The organism is Curvibacter delicatus NBRC 14919 (genome assembly GCF_001592265.1).
Classification (GTDB): Bacteria; Pseudomonadota; Gammaproteobacteria; order Burkholderiales; family Burkholderiaceae_C; genus Hylemonella; species Hylemonella delicata.
Genome location: NZ_BCWP01000006.1, coordinates 1 through 18,938 on the forward strand (window position 1 = coordinate 1; position 18,938 = coordinate 18,938).

Annotated in this window: 19 protein-coding genes; all 19 read right to left on the reverse strand. The window is 61.4% G+C overall.

Going from position 1 to position 18,938, the window contains the following annotated elements; all coding sequences use genetic code 11:
* Positions 1-226: 226 nt before the first annotated feature.
* Positions 227-751, reverse strand: a complete 525-nt coding sequence (locus CDE01S_RS04395) for a phosphoribosyltransferase (RefSeq protein ID WP_066704352.1) — start codon at positions 749-751, stop codon at positions 227-229.
* Between the two features lie 72 nt (positions 752-823).
* Entirely contained in the window at positions 824-2,200 is a 1,377-nt protein-coding gene (locus tag CDE01S_RS04400; RefSeq protein WP_066704354.1) for an adenylosuccinate synthase, read from the reverse strand.
* A 72-nt stretch (positions 2,201-2,272) separates the two neighbouring features.
* Positions 2,273-3,421 carry an ATP phosphoribosyltransferase regulatory subunit gene (locus CDE01S_RS04405; RefSeq protein WP_066704355.1) on the reverse strand — a complete coding sequence of 383 codons (1,149 nt, stop codon included), beginning with the start codon at positions 3,419-3,421 and terminating at the stop codon, positions 2,273-2,275.
* Positions 3,422-3,500: 79 nt separating this feature from the next.
* On the reverse strand, positions 3,501-3,692 hold the full coding sequence (locus CDE01S_RS04410) for a DUF2065 domain-containing protein (RefSeq protein ID WP_066704357.1): 192 nt from the start codon (positions 3,690-3,692) through the stop codon (positions 3,501-3,503).
* Positions 3,693-3,695: 3 nt separating this feature from the next.
* Complete coding sequence (hflC, locus tag CDE01S_RS04415) at positions 3,696-4,595, reverse strand: protease modulator HflC (protein WP_066704361.1); 900 nt, start codon at positions 4,593-4,595, stop codon at positions 3,696-3,698.
* A gap of 9 nt (positions 4,596-4,604) precedes the next feature.
* The gene (hflK, locus tag CDE01S_RS04420; protein WP_066704366.1) at positions 4,605-5,981 is read right to left on the reverse strand and encodes an FtsH protease activity modulator HflK; all 1,377 of its coding nucleotides are present in this window, start codon (positions 5,979-5,981) and stop codon (positions 4,605-4,607) included.
* A gap of 40 nt (positions 5,982-6,021) precedes the next feature.
* Positions 6,022-7,200: a GTPase HflX gene (hflX, locus tag CDE01S_RS04425; RefSeq protein ID WP_066704369.1), complete on the reverse strand. Its 1,179-nt coding sequence runs from the start codon at positions 7,198-7,200 to the stop codon at positions 6,022-6,024.
* A gap of 65 nt (positions 7,201-7,265) precedes the next feature.
* The gene (hfq, locus tag CDE01S_RS04430; RefSeq protein ID WP_084382718.1) at positions 7,266-7,538 is read right to left on the reverse strand and encodes an RNA chaperone Hfq; all 273 of its coding nucleotides are present in this window, start codon (positions 7,536-7,538) and stop codon (positions 7,266-7,268) included.
* Between the two features lie 84 nt (positions 7,539-7,622).
* Positions 7,623-8,966, reverse strand: coding sequence for a ribosome biogenesis GTPase Der (gene der / locus CDE01S_RS04435; RefSeq protein ID WP_066704375.1), 1,344 nt, complete (start codon positions 8,964-8,966; stop codon positions 7,623-7,625).
* A 15-nt stretch (positions 8,967-8,981) separates the two neighbouring features.
* Entirely contained in the window at positions 8,982-10,124 is a 1,143-nt protein-coding gene (gene bamB, locus CDE01S_RS04440; protein ID WP_066704377.1) for an outer membrane protein assembly factor BamB, read from the reverse strand.
* The gene (locus CDE01S_RS04445) at positions 10,121-10,789 is read right to left on the reverse strand and encodes a YfgM family protein (protein WP_066704381.1); all 669 of its coding nucleotides are present in this window, start codon (positions 10,787-10,789) and stop codon (positions 10,121-10,123) included. Before CDE01S_RS04445 ends, bamB begins: the two co-directional genes overlap by 4 nt.
* Before the next feature lie 14 nt (positions 10,790-10,803).
* A complete protein-coding gene (gene hisS, locus CDE01S_RS04450) occupies positions 10,804-12,102 on the reverse strand; it encodes a histidine--tRNA ligase (RefSeq protein WP_066704551.1) in 1,299 nt (432 codons plus the stop codon).
* 23 nt (positions 12,103-12,125) lie between these two features.
* Complete coding sequence (gene ispG / locus CDE01S_RS04455; protein WP_066704383.1) at positions 12,126-13,400, reverse strand: flavodoxin-dependent (E)-4-hydroxy-3-methylbut-2-enyl-diphosphate synthase; 1,275 nt, start codon at positions 13,398-13,400, stop codon at positions 12,126-12,128.
* Between the two features lies 1 nt (position 13,401).
* A complete protein-coding gene (locus CDE01S_RS04460) occupies positions 13,402-14,352 on the reverse strand; it encodes a helix-turn-helix domain-containing protein (RefSeq protein ID WP_066704386.1) in 951 nt (316 codons plus the stop codon).
* Complete coding sequence (gene pilW / locus CDE01S_RS04465) at positions 14,345-15,178, reverse strand: type IV pilus biogenesis/stability protein PilW (protein ID WP_066704387.1); 834 nt, start codon at positions 15,176-15,178, stop codon at positions 14,345-14,347. The genes CDE01S_RS04460 and pilW overlap by 8 nt, the downstream gene beginning before the upstream one ends.
* Positions 15,179-15,181: 3 nt before the next feature.
* Positions 15,182-16,330, reverse strand: coding sequence for a dual-specificity RNA methyltransferase RlmN (gene rlmN, locus CDE01S_RS04470; RefSeq protein WP_066704388.1), 1,149 nt, complete (start codon positions 16,328-16,330; stop codon positions 15,182-15,184).
* A 7-nt stretch (positions 16,331-16,337) separates the two neighbouring features.
* Positions 16,338-16,763 carry a nucleoside-diphosphate kinase gene (gene ndk / locus CDE01S_RS04475; protein WP_066704390.1) on the reverse strand — a complete coding sequence of 142 codons (426 nt, stop codon included), beginning with the start codon at positions 16,761-16,763 and terminating at the stop codon, positions 16,338-16,340.
* A 141-nt stretch (positions 16,764-16,904) separates the two neighbouring features.
* Entirely contained in the window at positions 16,905-18,254 is a 1,350-nt protein-coding gene (locus tag CDE01S_RS04480) for a pseudouridine synthase (protein WP_157077040.1), read from the reverse strand.
* Positions 18,251-18,907 (reverse strand): SMC-Scp complex subunit ScpB, encoded by a 657-nt coding sequence (gene scpB / locus CDE01S_RS04485; RefSeq protein WP_066704391.1) that lies wholly within the window; start codon positions 18,905-18,907, stop codon positions 18,251-18,253. Before scpB ends, CDE01S_RS04480 begins: the two co-directional genes overlap by 4 nt.
* Between the last annotated feature and the right edge of the window lie 31 nt (positions 18,908-18,938).

Here is an 18,938-nt window from a genome sequence, read left to right on the forward strand (position 1 = left end):
TCAGCAAATCCTTAACGCGATCCCAAGCGAACGAAGTTTCTTATTCGCGGGCCCCCACGGAACCGGCTTTGCCGGGCCGCTGGGTGCGCTCCCTGCAAGGGGGCTGAGGACTGCGGCTCCAAGCCTGCCTGCGCAGGTTTGGACAGGCCGAAGAGCCTTGGCCTCCGGCCGAGGTCCCTCGGCGATGAGCGACACGAAGTGCGCGTAGCCTGGGGGTGGGCCTATCTCATACCTTCCACTTATTCAGCAGTTGCGCCGGACGCATGCGGTCGTAGCTCTCGAAGGGCTGGTGAATCCAGGGATTGCTCGGCAGATGGTCGACCGAGAAGTCGGGCTTGAAGCTGGAATGGGCTTTGGTCCAGATCACGGCGCTGCGCAATTCGGTGATGGCCGGATATTTCTCACGCAGCATCAGCATGACCGCATCCAGGGTATGGCCCGAGTCCGCCAGATCGTCCACCAGCAGCACGCGCCCGGCGATCTCGCCCTGCGGGGTGGTGATGTACTTGGCAATGTCCAGGTTGCCCTGGGTCGTGCCGGCGTTGGCGCGGTAGGAACTGGTGGAGACGATGGCCAACGGCTTTTCGAAAATGCGCGACAGGATGTCGCCCGGACGCATGCCACCGCGCGCCAGACACAGGATGGTGTCGAACGCCCAGCCGGACTGGTGGACCTTGATGGCCAGCTTCTCGATCAGGTTGTGGTACTCGTCGTAGCTCACGTACAAGTGCTTGCCATCTTCCGTCAACATCCGGTTGCTCCTTTATTTGTAGCTGTTCGCGCAATACCCACAAGGGGAAAAGCCACTTTTCATCAAAAATGACTAATCGGCAATGTAGGGGTGCCGCATCATGATCGTGTGGTCACGGTCCGGGCTGGTCGAGATGATGTGGATCGGCACGCCGGTGGCGTGCTCGATACGCTGCAGGTACAGGCGGGCATTGATCGGCAGCTTGTCGTACTGCGTCACACCGACCGTGCTCTCGCTCCAGCCGGGCATGGTCTCGTAGATCGGCTTGCAGCGCGCAATCTCGTCGGCGCCCATAGGCAGGATGTCGATGGTCTCGCCGTCGAGTTCGTAGCCGGTGCACAGCTGCAGTTCCTTCAGGCCGTCGAGCACGTCGAGTTTGGTCAGGCACAGGCCGGTCAGGCCGTTGACCTGGGCCGAGCGCTTGAGCAATGCAGCGTCGAACCAGCCGCAGCGGCGCGAACGGCCGGTGGTCACGCCCTTCTCGGCGCCCACAGTGCTCATGTGGTAACCCGGCGTACCCGGGGTTTCCCAGTCGAGCTCGGTCGGGAACGGGCCACCGCCGACGCGCGTGCAGTAGGCCTTGGTGATGCCCAGGATGTAGTGCAGCATGCCCGGGCCGACGCCGGAGCCGGCCGCCGCATTGCCGGCCACACAGTTGCTGGACGTCACGTACGGGTAGGTGCCGTGGTCGACATCCAGCAGCGTGCCCTGCGCGCCTTCGAACAGCAGGTTGGCGCCATCGCGATTCGCTTCGTTGAGTTCGCGCGAGACATCGGCCATCATCGGCTTGAGCAGTTCGGCATGGCGCATGGCTTCGGCATAGACCGCGTCGAACTGCACCGCGCCGTCCTGGATGTAGGGCTTGAGCGCATCGGGGAAGGCAAAGCTCTTTGAGCCGAGGAAGGTGGTCAGCACATGGTTGTGCAGCGCCAGCAGTTCTTTGAGCTTGGCGGCAAAACGCTCGGGGTATTTGAGGTCCTGCACGCGCAGGGCCCGGCGGGCGATCTTGTCTTCATAGGCCGGCCCGATGCCGCGGCCGGTGGTACCGATCTTCTCGGTGCCGCCCTCCTCGCGTGCCGCTTCGCGCGCCACATCGAGCGCCGCGTGGAACGGCAAAATCAGCGGGCAAGCCTCGCTGATGCGCAGGCGCGAGCGCACCTCGACACCGGCCTTCTCCAGCCCTTCGATCTCTTCGAACAGCTTGCCGGCCGACAGCACCACGCCATTGCCGATGTAGCACTTCACGCCCGGACGCATGATGCCGCTGGGAATCAGGTGCAGTGCCGTCTTGACGCCGTTGATCACCAGCGTGTGGCCAGCATTGTGGCCGCCCTGGAAACGCACCACGCCTTGCGCGCTCTCGGTCAGCCAGTCGACCAGCTTGCCCTTGCCTTCGTCGCCCCACTGGGTGCCCACGACAACGACGTTACGTCCTTTGGTTGCATTCATTTCGGTTTTCTCAAAACAAGGTTTCGGCCCCGGCGCGGCCTGTCCCCAGGCCATGCTTCGGTGCTCAATCACTCAAATGGCGCTCAGCACCCACTGCCCGGCCACCTCGATCAACTCGCGGTCGCACTGGAATTCATCGATTTCGCTTTCATGGCCCGGCAACACGCAGACCACGGTCTCGCCTTGCCCGCGCAGGCGCGCAATGGCCTGGCGCAGGGCCGGCGATTCGCCCCAGGGCGCACGGATGGCCGCGCGCAGCGGGCGCGTGGCCACGGCCCCGACCAGGGTTTTCAGATCCAGGCTGAAGCCCACCGCGGGCCGTTTGCGACCGAACACGGCACCGACTTCGTCATACCGGCCGCCACGCAGCAGCGCGTCGCTGGCACCTTCAGCATAGACGGCAAAACGCACGCCGCTGTAGTAGGCGTAACCGCGCAGGTCGGCCAGATCGAAACTGAGCTGGGTGCCTTCCAGCTGGCGCGCCAGCCACTTCAAATTTGATAGCGCCTCGCGCACAGCCGGCAAGGGCGGGAGCACCTTTTCGGCCTTATCCAGCACAGAGACGTCACCGTAGAGTTGCAGCAGCGCCAGCAGGCCCTGGCGCGAAACCGGCGGGAAATCCTGCGTGAGCTGGGTCAATGCCGTCACATCCTTGGCCGCCAGCGCGGCGTGCAGCTGGGCCAGCGCGTCAGCCTCGACCGTCACATCGGCCAGCAGTGCGTTGACGATGCGGACATCCGCCATGTCGACGGTGAATGCGGACAGCTGAGCCGCCTTGAGGCAGTCCAGCGCAAGCTGTAAGGCCTCCAGATCGGCTTCCAGCCCGGCATGGCCATAGATCTCGGCACCGAACTGCAACGGCTCGCGTGTGGCATGCGGGCTGGCCGGTCGCGTGTGCAGCACCGGACCGCAGTAGCACAGGCGGGCCACGCCGCGGCGGTTCAGCAAATGGGCATCGATGCGGGCGACCTGCGGCGTGGTGTCGGCGCGCAGGCCCATGGAGCGGCCGGACAGCTGATCGACCAGCTTGAAGGTCTGCAGGTTGAGCGCCTGCCCGGTGCCCGTCAGCAGGGACTCCAGGTGCTCCAGCAGCGGCGGCATGACCAACTCGTAGCCATAGCAGCGCGCCATGTCCAGCAAATCGCGGCGTAGTTCTTCGATGTGGCGCGCCTCGGAAGGCAGGACATCGGCAATGTGATCCGGCAGGACCCAGGCAGACATGGAATTTGGGGATGCTGTTAAAAACGTGATTTTACCGGGCTTGGCGCCCGAACAAAATCAGGCTGGTTTCAGGCACGGCTCAGAGCGTCTGCCACCACAGCCACATTAGGCCGGCCAGAATGCTGCAGAGACCGAAAAACCGGATCTGGCCGTCACTCAGCTGCAGGATCTGCGCAAACATGCGACGCCAGCCGCCAGGCGAAAGAAAGGGAAACAGGCCCTCGATCACCAGGACCAGGGCCATGGCCAGCCAGAAGGAATCGCCGTCCACGCTTTATTTTTTCGCGGCCGCCGGCGCAGCCGAACCACGGAAGACCTTGAAGAACTCCGAGGACGACGGGTCCAGCACCATCACGTCGCTCTTTTTGGAGAAGCTGGCCTTGTAGGCCTCCAGGCTGCGGTAGAACTGGGCAAACTGCGGGTCACGCCCGAAGGCCTCGGCATAAATGCGTGCCGCTTCGGCATCACCCTCGCCCTTGACCTTCTGTGCATCACGGTAGGCATTGGCGATCGTCACCTCGCGCTGGCGGTCGGCGTCGGCACGAATTTTTTCACCTTCAGCACCACCCGTCGAACGCAGCTCGTTAGCCACCCGCTTGCGCTCGGCCTCCATGCGGCGGTACACCGACTCGGTGATGGCATCGACGTAATCAGCCCGTGTGATGCGGACATCCACCACATCCACGCCCCAAGGCTTGGCGCCGCGAACCTTCTCCAGCACTTCAGCCTTGACGTCGGCCATCAGCGCCTCACGCTTGAGCGACAGCAGCTCCTTCACCGTGCGCTTGTTGATTTCCTCCTGGAAAGCATTGCGCACCACGCGGTTGAGCTGACTGGCGCCGGCCGCCTCGTTCAGGCCGACGTTGCGGATGTACTCGGTCGGGTCGGTGATGCGCCAGCGCACATACCAGTCGATCACGACACGCTGTTTTTCAGCCGTCAACATCGGCTCGGTGTCCGTGCTGTCGAGCGTCAACAAGCGCTTGTCGATGTAGGTCACGTTCTGGAACGGCGGCGGCAGCTTGATGTTCAGCCCCGGTTCGGTGATGACCTCCTTGATCTGACCCAAGGCATACACCACACCGAACTGCCGCTGATCGACCACGAACAGCATGGAACTCGCCAGCGCCAGCAGCACCAGCAACGAAGAAATAGCAAATCCAACCCGGTTCATTCTGGGCTCCTATCGGGTTTCACGGTCACGCGAACGGCCACCGTCGCGGGTGCGGGCATCGAGTGGTGACGTCGCGGGCAGCGTCGGAACTGCAGGCGCTGCCGGTGCAGCAGCAGGCTGCGCAGCGGCTTCACTCGCACTCATCTGCATGATCTTGTCCAGCGGCAGGTACAGCAGATTGGACCCTTGCTTGGAATCGACCAACACCTTGGTCACGTTGCCGTAAATCTGCTGCATGCTCTCCAGATAGAGGCGATCACGCGTGACCTGCGGCGCCTTCTGGTACTCGGTCAGGATGGCGCGGAAACGCTGCGCATCACCCTGCGCCTGCGCCACGATGCGTGCCTTGTAGGCCTCGGCCTCTTCCTTCAGGCGCGAAGCGGTACCCAGTGCGCGCGGCACCACGTCATTGGCATAGGCCTGCGCCTCGTTCTTGGCACGCTCACGCTCCTGACCGGCCTTGAGCACGTCGTCAAAGGCGGCCTGCACCTGCTCGGGCGGACGCACACCGCCCTGTTGCAGGTTGATGCCAACCACCTCAATACCGACCTTGTAGCGGTCCAGGATGGTCTGCATCAGCTGGCGCACACGCGGCGCGATCTGATCGCGCTCTTCGGACAAGGCCGAATCCATCTTCATCTTACCGACCACCTCGCGCACCGCCGTTTCTGCAGCCTGCACCACCGCCTCGCTCGGACTCTTGCTCTCGAAGAGGAAGGCACGTGCATCGTTCAGACGGTATTGCACGGCAAACTTGATTTCGACGATGTTCTCGTCTTCGGTCAGCATGGCCGATTCGCGCAGGCCAGTGGCCTTGATCACGGTGTCGCGCCCCACGTCGACGGAACGGATCTGGGTCACGAAGACCAGCTCATGACGCTGAATCGGGTACGGCAAGCGCCAGTTGAAACCGGCCCCCACTGTGGACTTGTAACGACCGAACTGGGTGATCACAGCCTGCTGGCCTTCCTGCACGATGAAGAAACCCGTGCCCAGCCAGATCAGCACGGCAATGCCGGCGATCAGCCCAATGCCCAAGCCGGCATTTTTCATGTCGGGCTGGAAACCGCCACCGGAGCCGCCACCGTTGTTGCCCGGACGGCCGCCGCGCCCGGAACCGCCGCCAAAGAGGCCGCCGAGCTTGCGGTTGAAATCACGCCACAGTTCGTCCAGATCCGGCGGCCCCTGGTTGGGCCGCTGATTCTGGCCTCGCCCTTGGCCATTGGCCGGCGGCGGCACATCGGACTCCGGCCGGGACGGCTCAGGTTTGCTGCCGTCGGCAGGCTTGTCGTCGCCACGGCCCCAGCGGGGATCGTTCAGGTTGAACATGCCCCGGATGCGGCCCGACCATTCCGCCCAGCGAAAGGCGCTTAATTGGAGTTTCATCGTTTCGTCTCGTCTAGGTCTCTGGCTGGATTGTGCCCAATCAGGAATCGCTTGGATGATTTTCGGTGGAAAGTGCCTCCACCCCTTCCGGAAATTCCCGTCCGGCCTCGCTGGCGCGGCGCGCCAGCAACTGGCGCAAGCCCTGCAAGCCCAGCCCCTTGCGCGCACTGACGAAGATCCGGGGGGTTGCCACACCATCCAGGTCATAGGTGTCTTCGAGCTGCAGCGGGCGGCGCGCCTCATCGAGTGCATCGAACTTGTTGAAGACCAGCACCTGGGGAATGTCCGCAGCACCGATTTCGGCCAGCACACGCTGCACTTCCGCAATCTGCTCAGGATAGTTCGGATTGGCGGCATCGACCACATGCAGCAGGAGATCGGCATCGACCGCCTCCTGCAACGTCGCCTGGAAGGCATCGATCAGACCGTGCGGCAGGTCACGGATGAACCCCACCGTATCGGACAGGGAAACCGAACGCCCCGCCTCGCCCAGGTACAGCTGTCGCGTGGTGGTGTCCAAGGTCGCAAACAGTTGGTCGGCCGCATAGGCACGCGCCTTCACAAGCGCATTGAACAGCGTGGACTTGCCGGCGTTGGTATATCCCACCAGTGAAATGTTGAAGGCCTCGCGCCGCTCGCGCTGGCGACGTTGGGTCTGGCGTTGCCGCTTGACCTTGACCAGCCGCTCCTTGGTGCGTTTGATGGCCTCATTGATCATGCGGCGATCCAGCTCGATCTGCTTCTCGCCCGGGCCACCGCGCACACCGGCTCCACCGGTCTGACGCTCCAGGTGGGACCAGCGCCGCACCAGGCGCGTGCTAAGGTATTGCAGCCGCGCCAGTTCGACCTGCAGCTTGCCCTCATGGCTGCGCGCACGCTGGGCGAAGATCTCCAGAATGAGCAAGGTGCGGTCGTTGACCGGCAGCTCCAGATGCCGCTCCAGGTTGCGCTGCTGTGCCGGGCTCAGGCTCTGGTCGAACAGCACCTCGGTAGCACCGAGTTGCTGCGCCAGCAGCTTGATCTCGTCGGCCTTGCCGCTGCCCACGAACAAGGCAGCATCGGGCGCCCGACGCTTGCAAGTGATGCGTGCAACCGGTTTCAGGCCTGCAGTTTCAGCCAGCAGGCCCAACTCTTCGAGTTCGGCGTCAAAATGAGGCAGACCAAAGTCCACCCCCACCAGAATGGTCGGTGCTGGGGTCTTGTCGGGCAAATCAGTCAAATGGAACGCAGCCTGGATACAGGCTCAGAAAAAACGTTTCTCAGGCGGCCGTGCCCCACATGGCCTCAAGGGGTACCGGCAGACGGCTCGGCTTCGCCGGTGGAGAAATTGACGGCACGCCCCGGCACGATGGTGGAAATCGCATGCTTGTAGACCATCTGCGTGACGGTATTGCGCAGCAGCACGACGTACTGGTCGAACGACTCGATCTGGCCTTGCAGCTTGATCCCGTTGACAAGGTAGATGGACACCGGCACATGCTCGCGCCGCAGTGTGTTCAGAAAGGGGTCTTGCAAAAGCTGACCTTTGTTGTTGCTCACGATATTCTCCGTGTTCAAAAGTTCTGTAGAAGTTGCCACCTTACCACAGTAGGCTGGTTTGTGGTTGACTGGCGAGGCAAAACCCCCATGGGAAGGCGAAAACTAGCCGGCGTCCTTGTCCGCGTAGGGATTGTGCGAAGTTTTCATCTCGATGCGCAAGGGCGTGCCGACCAGATTGAACTCTTTGCGAATCCGCCCTTCCAGGAAGCGTTTGTAGGCATCGGTCACATGCTCCAGCGAGTTGCCGTGAATCACAACCAATGGCGGGTTCATGCCGCCCTGATGGGCATACCGCAACTTGGGCCTGTAGATACCCGTCTTCTTGGGGGTCTGATACTGCACCGCCTCCTGCAGCAGGCGCGTCAAGACCGGCGTAGGCATCTTGCAGTTGGCCGACTTGTGTGCCTGGATGATGGAGGCCCACAACGGCCCCAGTCCCTGCCGCTTCTTGGCAGAAATGTGATGCAGGTCCGCGAACTTGAGAAAGGAAAGCCGGGTTTCGATGGATCGCTGCAACAGCTCGCGCTGGTAGTCGTCCACCGCATCCCACTTGTTGACGGCCAACACCACGGCACGACCACTTTCGAGGATGTAGCCGGCAATGTGGGCATCCTGATCGGTGACGCCCTGCGTCGCATCCAGCAGCAACAACACCACATTGGCCGATTCGATGGCTTGCAGGGTCTTGACCACGGAAAACTTCTCGATGGCCTCAAACACCTTGCCCTTGCGGCGCAGCCCGGCCGTGTCGATCAACTCGAACCGCTGACCGTTACGCTCAAACGGCACGCTGATGGCATCGCGCGTGGTCCCCGGCATGTCGAACGCCACCAGGCGCTCCTCGCCAAGCCAGGTGTTGATGAGGGTCGATTTGCCAACATTGGGCCGGCCAGCCACCGCCAGCTTGATCAGTCCAGGATCACGCGCCTCGTCGTCCTCGTCCGGATCCGGCAGATTCAGGGGCTCAAGAGCCAGTTCCACCAGGGAACGGATGCCTTGGCCATGGGCCGCCGAAACCGGATAGACCTCGCCCAAACCGAGTTCGAAAAACTCGGCGAGCTGCACCCCTTCCTTCATGCCCTCGGCCTTGTTGGCCACCAGGATGCAAGGCTTGCCCAGACGGCGCAGGTAACCGGCAATATCGTGATCCTGCGCCGACAGCCCCTGACGGGCATCGACCACAAAGATCACCACATCGGCCTCGGCCACGGCTTGGCGCGTCTGCTTGGCCATCTCCTTGTAGATGCCGGCACCGGCGTCCGGCTCGAAGCCTCCGGTATCGATGACGATGAACTCGTGCTTGCCCAATTTGCCGTTGCCGTAATGGCGATCGCGCGTCAGGCCAGCAAAGTCGGCCACGATGGCATCACGGGACTTGGTCAGCCGGTTGAAAAGCGTCGATTTACCGACGTTTGGGCGCCCCACGAGGGCCAGGACCGGTTTCATGCAGAAAAGCCTTGTTTATTCAGGCCGGAAGCCAAAGACGCCGCCACCGCGCGTCACGACCACCAGCGTATTGCCGGCCAGCACCGGGGCGGCAACAATTGCCGTTCCATCCGTGCTGACGCGGGCCATGGGCGAGCCATCTTCGCGCGAGAGGAAATGCAACAAACCGGTCCCATCCCCCACCACCACGGAGCGACCCGCAGCCAAGGGCGTGCCCAGATTGCGGTAACGCAACAATTCCTGTGTCCAGGCGCGTTCGCCATCGGCACGACGCCAAGCCACCACCGTACCGTCGGCCTCCGCGCCAAAAATGAAGTCCCGATCGCCCCGCACCCCTGTGGCACCGGTTGCCGGCTTGGTCCACAAAACGGTGCCACGTGCCGCATCCGCGCAACCCACCGCCGCCTGGAAAGCACGTGCACAAATCACAGTGCCTTCTCGACTGACGCCTGCCACCAGGTCCACCAGGCGCTCGATATCGTTCACACCGCGCGGTGAAGCAATGGCGGCCTCCCAGCGTACGCTGCCGTTGAGCGGGTTCAATCCCACCAGCTTGCCCGACAAGCCAACGACCAATGTATCGCCCACGGCCATCAACACGCCGGCCTGACGCAGCACCAAGGCCTCTCCCGAGCGCTGCTGCTGCCACAGGCGGCGACCGGATTGGCCATCGAATGCGCTGACCGTGCGGTCCGCCCCGAGCACAAAAACACGGCCGCCCGCCACCAGGGGGGCCGTCAGGCTGACAGCGTTGAGACGCTGACGCCACGTTTCGCGTCCTGCTTCCAGGACAACGACCTCGTTACCGAGGGTAACGACGGCAGCACGCTGACCATCGTAGCCAATCCCTGCGCTCAATGGGCTTCCAAGCGAGAAGCGCCAGATGTCAGCGCCGGTGCTGGCATCCAGCACCGCAACCGTGCCATTCGATGCGGCAACCGCCACACGCTGGTCCACAACACGCACATCCAGCGGCAAACTCACCTCTGCGATCTTGGTAACCCAAGCCTGGCGAACGCCGAGCAAATCGACACCGGGCGACAGCTCGGCCGGTTTCGGTTTTTGCGGCCCGCTGGAGCATGCCACCAAAGAAACCGCAAGGAAAGTCGCCAGCAGATGGCGCACCACTCCGGAAAACCCGTGCAAGGTTTGACTCACTTGGCGCCCCCTGCGGCACGCTCGGCCTGAACACTGGCGCCGAGTGCCGCCAACTTGACATCGATCAGGCGGCGGTATTCGCTGCTTGCATCCAAGCCTTTATAGGCCTTGAGGTACTCGGCCACAGCCTCGGTCTTCTTTCCCTGTGCCAGATAGACGTCACCACGCCGATCGTCAGCCAAGAAAGCGAAGTCGGCCGGGAAGTTACCTGCCAACTGCTTGAGGGCTTCGTCATAAGCCTTGCTTTCGATCAGAACACCTGCCAAGCGCAGACGGGCAATCGCCTGGTAGCCCTCATCCGAAGACTTGTCAGCCACCCACAGCAACGCCCCCTTTGCCGCATCCAGCTTGCCTGCATCGACGTAAACCTTGGCCGCCAGCAGCCCAGCCTGCTGTGCATAGGTGGTGGAGGCAAATTTTTCCTTCATGTCACCCAGGGCTCGCTCCAGTTTGGCCACGTCACCCGTGACCGCAATGCGCTCCACCTCATCGTACATGGCCGCAGCCTGACTTGCCTGGCTGCGCTGCCAATACTGGTACAGATTCCAGCCAGCAACGGCTGCCAGCACCGCGATGAGAACCCAGGTGATCGGGTTTCCATATTGGCGCCAGAAATGCTTGAGCTGATCAAGCTGTTCTTGTTCTTCGAGATCGAGATGTGCCATGTGAAGTATTGCTTTTAAGACCGCGATTGTAGGTGGGACGCCCAATCGGCGACGTTCGCCAACGAATACGTCGACTGTGCGCCACTGCCGTCGCGCAGGGCTTTGACGGTAACCTGGTTTTGCGCCAGCTCATCAGCGCCGAAAATCAAGGCGTAGCAGGCACCGCTGGCATCGGCCCGCTTGAACTGTGACTTCATGCTGCCCATGCCTTCGCCCGTTCCGGCATGCATTTGCACATGTACCCCCATGGCACGCAAGGCTTGGAGGCAGGCCATGGCCGCCGGCAACGCCGTGACGTCAGGAATGATGGCATAGGCATCCAGAGCTGGCGCAGGGTTGGCCGTGCCCTGCTCCTTCAGCAATTCGAGCACACGCTCCACGCCCAAAGCCCAGCCGACAGCCGGTGCTGGCTTGCCGCCAATCTGCTCAATCAAATAGTCATAACGCCCGCCGCCGCAGATCGTGCCTTGCGAGCCCAGCCGCGTCGTGATGAACTCGAACACCGTCAGGTTGTAGTAGTCCATGCCGCGCACCAGCCGCGGATTGATGCTGTAGGCCACGCCGTTGGCATCGAGCATCGCACGCACCTGATTGAAGTGAGCCAACGAGGCTTCACCCAGGAAATCGAGCAGCTTCGGTGCTGCCTCCACCAAAGCCTGCATCGCCGGATTTTTGGTATCCAGAATGCGCAGCGGATTCAGGTGCAGGCGGCGCCGGGCTTCTTCATCGAGCTGGTCGACATGCTGCTCGAAATAGGCAATCAAGGCTGCGCGATGCTGTTTGCGTTCTTCCGGCTGTCCCAGGCTGTTGAGCTCCAGGCGCACATCACTCAGGCCCAGTGTTTTCCAGAGCGCATCGGCCAGCAGGATCAGCTCGGCGTCAATCTCGGCGCCGGCAAAACCCAAGGCCTCGGCCCCCACCTGATGGAACTGGCGGTAGCGCCCGCGTTGTGGCCGCTCATGCCGGAACATCGGGCCCATGTAATACAGGCGCTTGCCACCGTCATACAGCATGGAATGCTCGACCACCGCGCGCACCACGCCAGCGGTACATTCGGGACGCAACGTCAGGTGCTCGCCATTCAGTCGATCTTCAAAGGAGTACATCTCCTTCTCGACAATATCGGTCACTTCCCCCAGACCACGGATGAACAGCGGCGTAGGCTCGACGATGGGCGTACGGATGTTGCTATAGGCATAACGCGCCATCAGTGCGCGGACCTGAGCCTCCAGCCACTCCCAACGGGCGGAATCCGGGGGCAGGATGTCATTCATGCCTTTGACGGCAGTCAGCTTCTCGGCCTTGGCGGCCATCTTCTTTTCTGTCATGAATCTGTTCAGGCGGCTTCGGATACCTTGCGGGCACCGAAACGGTTCTCGATATAGGTTTCGACCACTTGCTGGAAATCGTGGGCAATGGCATCACCGCGCAAAGTCATGCGCTTTTCGCCATCGATGAAGACCGGCGCAGCCGGCGCCTCACCCGTACCGGGCAGGCTGATGCCGATATCGGCATGCTTGCTCTCGCCCGGCCCATTGACAATGCACCCCATCACCGCGACCTTGAGCGCTTCAACACCCGGGTAATGCTTGCGCCAAACCGGCATCTGCGCACGCAGAAAATCATCGATCTGCTTGGCCAGCTCCTGAAAAGTGGTGCTGGTCGTCCGGCCACAACCGGGACACGCCGTGACACTCGGCACGAACGTACGCAGGCCCAAGGCCTGCAATATCTCAGAGGCGATCACCACTTCTTGCGTACGCGACTCCCCCGGCTGTGGTGTCAGCGAAACGCGAATGGTGTCGCCAATGCCTTCCTGCAACAGGATGGAAAGCGCCGTGGCAGACGCTACCGTCCCCTTGGTACCCATGCCGGCCTCGGTCAGCCCCAGATGCAAGGCATAGTCACAACGCTTGGATAGTTCACGATAGACGGAAATCAGATCCTGGACGCCGCTCACCTTGCAGGACAAGATGATCTGCTCGGCCGACATCCCCATGCTCTGTGCAAAACGTGCCGAATCAATGGCTGAGGTGATGAGGGCTTCATACATCACCGCCTTGGCATCCCAGGGTTCAGGGCGGCGGCTGTTCTCATCCATCAAACTGGCCAGCAACTCCTGATCCAGGCTTCCCCAATTGACGCCGATGCGTACCGGCTTGTTCCAGCGCATAGCCACTTCGATCATCTGACCGAATTGGCGGTCACGCTTGTCTCCCTTGCCCACATTGCCAGGATTGATGCGGTACTTGGACAGCATCTCGGCACAGGCAGGGTACGCAGTCAGCAAGGTATGACCGTTGTAATGGAAGTCCCCCACCAAGGGCACATCGATGCCCATGCGGTCGAGTTGCTCGCGGATATGGGGCACGGCCTGAGCGGCTTCCGGCGTATTAACCGTCAGGCGCACCATTTCCGAGCCCGCCAAGGCCAGCTCCTTGACCTGGATCGCTGTCCCGATGACATCCACCGTATCGGTGTTCGTCATGGATTGAACGCGCACCGGAGCATCGCCACCAACGGTGACCACACGCGCCCCCCAACGCACGGCGACCTGACGTGTACGGCGCGACTTCGGCGCAGCCTGATCAATCGGAAGACAGGGCTGCACCTTACTTCACCTCGAAACGAGCCACATTCTCGCGCACGATGGCATCCAGACTGAATGGTTTACCACGCACTTGGACTTCGGTGACATCGGCACGCCCGATTACCACCGACAAAGGAAGCGCCCCCGAAACATTCACTGTTTCGCCCGTCGCCAACGTGCGGCGCAACTGGATCACGCCCTGCGCATCTGTGACTTCAACCCACGACGACCCGCGTGCCTTGAGGCCCAGCACACCACCACCGGGAACCACTACCTGAGGTGCTGCTGCGGCCGCATTGACGGGAGCTGGCTGTGCCGGCGTTACCGCAACAGGCGGCACAGCGGCGGGGGCCGGCTGCGCGGGATAGGCCACCGGCGGTTCAACCGGGACAGGTGCAGCAGGCGTGGCTGAAGGACTGTCCACAGCTTTTTCAGTCGGTGCAGGTGGAGGTGTCACCTCATTGGCTGGCGTCGGTGTAGCCAGCACCACTTCGGACGTGGCGGTTTCCTTTCGCTCCATGGAGGGGAAGAAGATCAATACCAGCGCAGCCGCCAGGATCGCCAGGGCGGCCAACACACCGGGGCGAGAGATTTGATCACGCAAGGATGTCGCGGCGGCATCCCCAGGCGCACGAAAAGGTGCATTGATGCCCCACTCATCCGGCCGAAGCTGGGGGGCGGTCGTTTGTGGCAGCAGCGCCAACACAGGCGCCGGATCGATTTTCAGTGTTCGGCAGACGCTGGATGCCAAGGCCCGGACAAATACTGCATCGGGCAACAGGTCAAGCCGGTCGGCCTCCAGGGCCTCCAGCTTCTTGACCGGCACTTTCATGGACACCGCCAGTGCAGCCACATGCAGTCCGGCTGCCTCGCGCGCTTGACGCAGCAGGTCGCCCGCTGTCGCCTGTCGCGACTCAAGGTCATCGCCGGTGGATGTTTCGGTCGCTGGCACCTGTTCTTGCTCCTCACTCATTGAATGCCCCTCGCTCATAGGCCTCGACTTCGCGCGACTGTGGATAGCGCTTCTTGAGTTGTGTTGCCAGTTGCTCCCTGGCCTCACGATTGTTCAAACGCTGCTCGATCTTGATCCCCAGCCATAACGATTCTGCATTGGCCAGCTCGCTGTTGTTCAAGCGACGGATGTAGAACTGGGCACGATCCAACTCACCCCGCTGGAACAGCAGTGACGCCAAGTTGTAGCCCGTGACGGGATTCGCGGCATCCAGTTCGTAGGACTTGGTCAGGCTGTACTCAGCCTCGGCCCGCTGCCCCGCCCGAACCTGACACAGCCCCTGAGCCATCCAGGTCTTGGCGCGCCCACCGTAAGTCGGATTGGCAATCGCTTGCGTGAACGCCTGGAAGGATTCGGTGTAGCGGGCCTGCTGACACAGCAACCAGCCATAGTTGTGCGTCACATTGGCATCGCGAGGATTGAGTGCCATGGCCCGACGGAAACTCTCTTCCGCAAGCCGGAGGTCATTCAAGCGCATGTAGATCAGGCCACGCAGGTTGTAGGCTTCGGCATACGCCGGATCCACGACCAAGGCCTGCTTGATTTCGTCCAGGGCAACGGTGGTCTGCCCCTGCTCGAAATAACCAATGGCCAGTTCCAGTCGTATGCGAGCTCGCTTGCGAACTTCAGGCTCATCCGAATCCGTCACGATATCCGTATGACTACCATTCGCCGGCCCTGCCCCGGTGGTGACACAGCCAGACAAGCCCATGATGGCCACCAATGCCAGACAGGCACTCCAAAAGTACACGGCCATCCGCCGCGATCCTGCCTCGCTCATTTTCATGCCTTACATCCCCTCCGGTTTCCGGTCTCGCGACATCACGGGTGTGAGCATCACCGTACGCTGCTGGGTGATTCGCTCACCGACCCGCGTACGGTCCTTGACATCGCCCGCCAACTGCCCGCAGGCCGCATCGATGTCGTCGCCACGTGTTTTGCGCACGGTCGTCACGATACCAGCATCTGAGAGGATTTTGGCAAAGGCGAGCACCTGGCTTTGCGGCGAACGCACCAATCCTGACTGCGGGAATGGGTTGAAGGGAATCAGATTGAATTTGCACCAGACGCCTCCGGTCGCATACTGGCGTACCAACGCAATCAATTGCTGAGCATGTTCTGGCTGGTCGTTCACCCCATCGAGCATGCAGTATTCAAAGGTGATGAAATCGCGCGGCGCGTGAAGCAGATAGCGATTGCATGCTGCCATCAGCTCGGCGATCGGGTACTTTCGATTCAACGGGACCAGGTTGTCACGCAAGGCGTCGTTGGGCGCATGCAAGGACACGGCCAAGGCCACCGGGCAATCCTGCGCCAGACGGTCCATCATCGGTACCACACCCGAGGTCGATACCGTCACGCGACGACGCGACAGGCCATAACCGTGGTCATCCAGCATGATGCGCAAGGCCGGAATCAGTTCGTTGTAGTTCTGCAGCGGCTCACCCATGCCCATCATCACCACATTGGTGATGATGCGGTCCTGCCGCCCGAGATGGTGGCGCAGGAAATGCTCGGCAAACCAGAGCTGAGCAATGATCTCGCCTGTTGTCAGGTTGCGGCTGAAGCCTTGGTGGCCGGTAGAGCAGAAACGACAACCCACGGCACAGCCGGCCTGGGACGAGACGCACAACGTGCCACGATCTTCTTCGGGAATGAAAACGGCTTCGACGGCATTGCCGTCGCCGACATCAAACAGCCACTTGATGGTGCCGTCAGCGGAAATTTGCCGGGAGATGACATCCAGCCCCTTGATATGGGCCGTCGTCGCAAGCTTCTCCCGCAGGGACTTCGCCAGATCGGTCATTTCTCCGAAACTGGCCGCCCCTTTTTGATGAATCCAGCGGAACAGCTGGGTGGCGCGAAAGCGCTTTTCCCCCAGCCGCTCGCAGAAAAGGGCCAAACCCTCGAGGTCAAAATCGAGCAGATTGGCCGTCATTTCATGTTTATCGCGAATAGACGTTCATGCCGGGGAAGAAGAAAGCCACTTCCACAGCAGCCGTTTCGGCAGCGTCAGAGCCATGCACAGCGTTGGCGTCGATGCTGTCGGCAAAATCGGCACGGATCGTGCCGGGAGCGGCCTTTTTGGGATCGGTAGCGCCCATCAGGTCACGGTTCTTCAGAATGGCGCCCTCGCCTTCCAACGCCTGGATCATCACCGGGCCGGAAATCATGAAATCAACCAGGTCCTTGAAGAAGGGGCGCTCTTTGTGCACAGCGTAGAACGCTTCTGCTTCACGGCGGGACAGATGAACCATCTTGGCGGCGACAACCTTCAGGCCGGCGGCCTCAAAGCGTGCGTAGATCTGACCAATCACGTTCTTGGCAACGGCATCGGGCTTGATGATGGAAAGGGTACGTTCGATAGACATGTGATTTTCCTGAGTTATTGGTGTTCAGTTTCTACCCATTGGGCAAAGCTCTATATTTTAACCTGTAAGGAAGTCGTGCCTGTGACCAAGGCAAATACTCCCCCATGCAGGCGGCCTATCAGCCGTCACAGATGCAGACAATCAGCGGCCGCGCCCGCCACGACGCTGACCACCACCATCGCGGCGCTGCCCCTGTCGCTGGCGCGTGAAGCTGTCGGCACCGATGTAGCCAAATGAGGTCTTCATCGGATCTGGTTGGGCATCTCCCCCCTGACGATCACCACGCTCTTTGCGCCCCTGGGATTTGCGCGCCGCCGGGTTGCCCGCACCAGCACCCTGACCGCGCGGCCCGTTGCCACTGTTACCGCGACGCTTGTTACGACCACCGCCACCCGGTTTGCCCGCCAGCTGAGGCCGATCAGCGCGCTCACCGTCGGCAACACCAGCAGCCTTGCCACCCGCCTCGCCACGTCGATCCGCGGCACGCATCAACGCCTTGATGTCCCCCTCATCGAGCTCCATCCAGGCACCACGTTTGAGGCCACGCGGCAGCATCATGGCACCGTAGCGGATGCGAATCAGGCGACTGACCGCATGCCCCACGGCCTCCAGCATGCGACGCACCTCACGGTTGCGCCCTTCGGAAATGGTCACGCGATACCAGCAATTCGACCCCTCACCACCACCGTCCTCGATCGACCCGAACTGGGCCATGCCATCGTCCAGCTGAACCCCGTCAAGCAGTCGCTGCTTTTCTTCCTTACTCAGCGCACCGAGAACACGTACAGCGTACTCACGTTCCAGGCCAAAACGAGGATGCATCAGCTTGTTCGCCAACTCCCCGGAGCTGGTAAACAACAGCAAACCCTCGGTATTGAGGTCCAGACGACCGACTGACTGCCACTTGCCTTGAGCAAGCTTGGGCAAACGTCGAAAGACCGTAGGACGGTTTTGTGGATCATCATGCGTCACCACCTCACCGACCGGCTTGTGATAAGCAATAACGCGCGCCGGTGGCGGCTCGATGCGAAACCGCACTGGTTTGCCATTGACCTTGATGTGGTCGCCAAACTGGATGCGCTGCCCAATGTGCGCCGGCTCGTTGTTCACCGAGATGCGCCCCTCCATGATGAGCTGCTCCATCTCCAGCCGCGACCCCATGCCAGCCTGCGCCAGCACTTTATGAAGTTTGGGCGTTTCCACCTGAGGCGCCAGCACCCGCTTGAGTGGCAATGTCACCTCAGGCGATTCCTCATCAGCATCAAGCTGACCGGACACCACATCTTCAAAACGGTAGACGGCCTCGCCGATCCGGTCGCTTTTGGCAACCTTTTTGGCCACACCCGGTCCCGGTGCAGCGGCAGAATTCTCAACAGCATCGCTCATCATGCCGCCCGCTGCCTCAGACGGATTGTCGGCTCTTTGGACTTCAGTTTCATCAGACTCGCCGACCGGTGCCGGCAAGGGCGCTGAAGGATTTTGATCGCTCATGGTTGATTTCCGCTCAATACAAAGAGTTCATCCGAGGGACCAGCAGACTCTGACTGCTCGGACTCAGCCACGACATCCGACGCCCCGATTGGCAAAGACTCTTGAGCCGCACCCAGCATGTCGAGCATGCCGGCTTGCTGCGCCGGTGTTTCCATCAGGGGGAGCTGGTCCAGCGACTCCAGCCCAAGATCATCAAGGAAATGCTTGGTCGTTGCATACAGCGCCGGCCGGCCGGCCGCCTCGCGGTGACCGATCACCTCGATCCAGCCCCGATCTTCCAACTGCTTGAGGAGAAGCGAATTGATGGTCACACCCCGAATGTCTTCCATGTCACCTCGCGTCACGGGTTGGCGGTAGGCAATGATGGCCAGCGTTTCAAGTGTCGCGCGCGAATAACGCGGTGGTTTTTCCGGATGCAGGCGATCCAGGTATTCCCGCATTTCAGGCCGGCTCTGAAAGCGCCAACCGGTGGCCACGCATACCAGCTCGACGCCACGCAAGGTCCACTCCTGTTGAAGATCAAGCAGCAATTGTTTGATCGTGTCCACCCCCAGCTCATCATTGAACAGGGTACGCATGTCCCGCACCTGCAAAGGTTGCTGCGAGCAAATCAGGGCAGTTTCGAGCACACGCTTGGCATCCGCCGTATTCATGGTCTTGCGAGTCCAGAAAAAAGCATCTTGA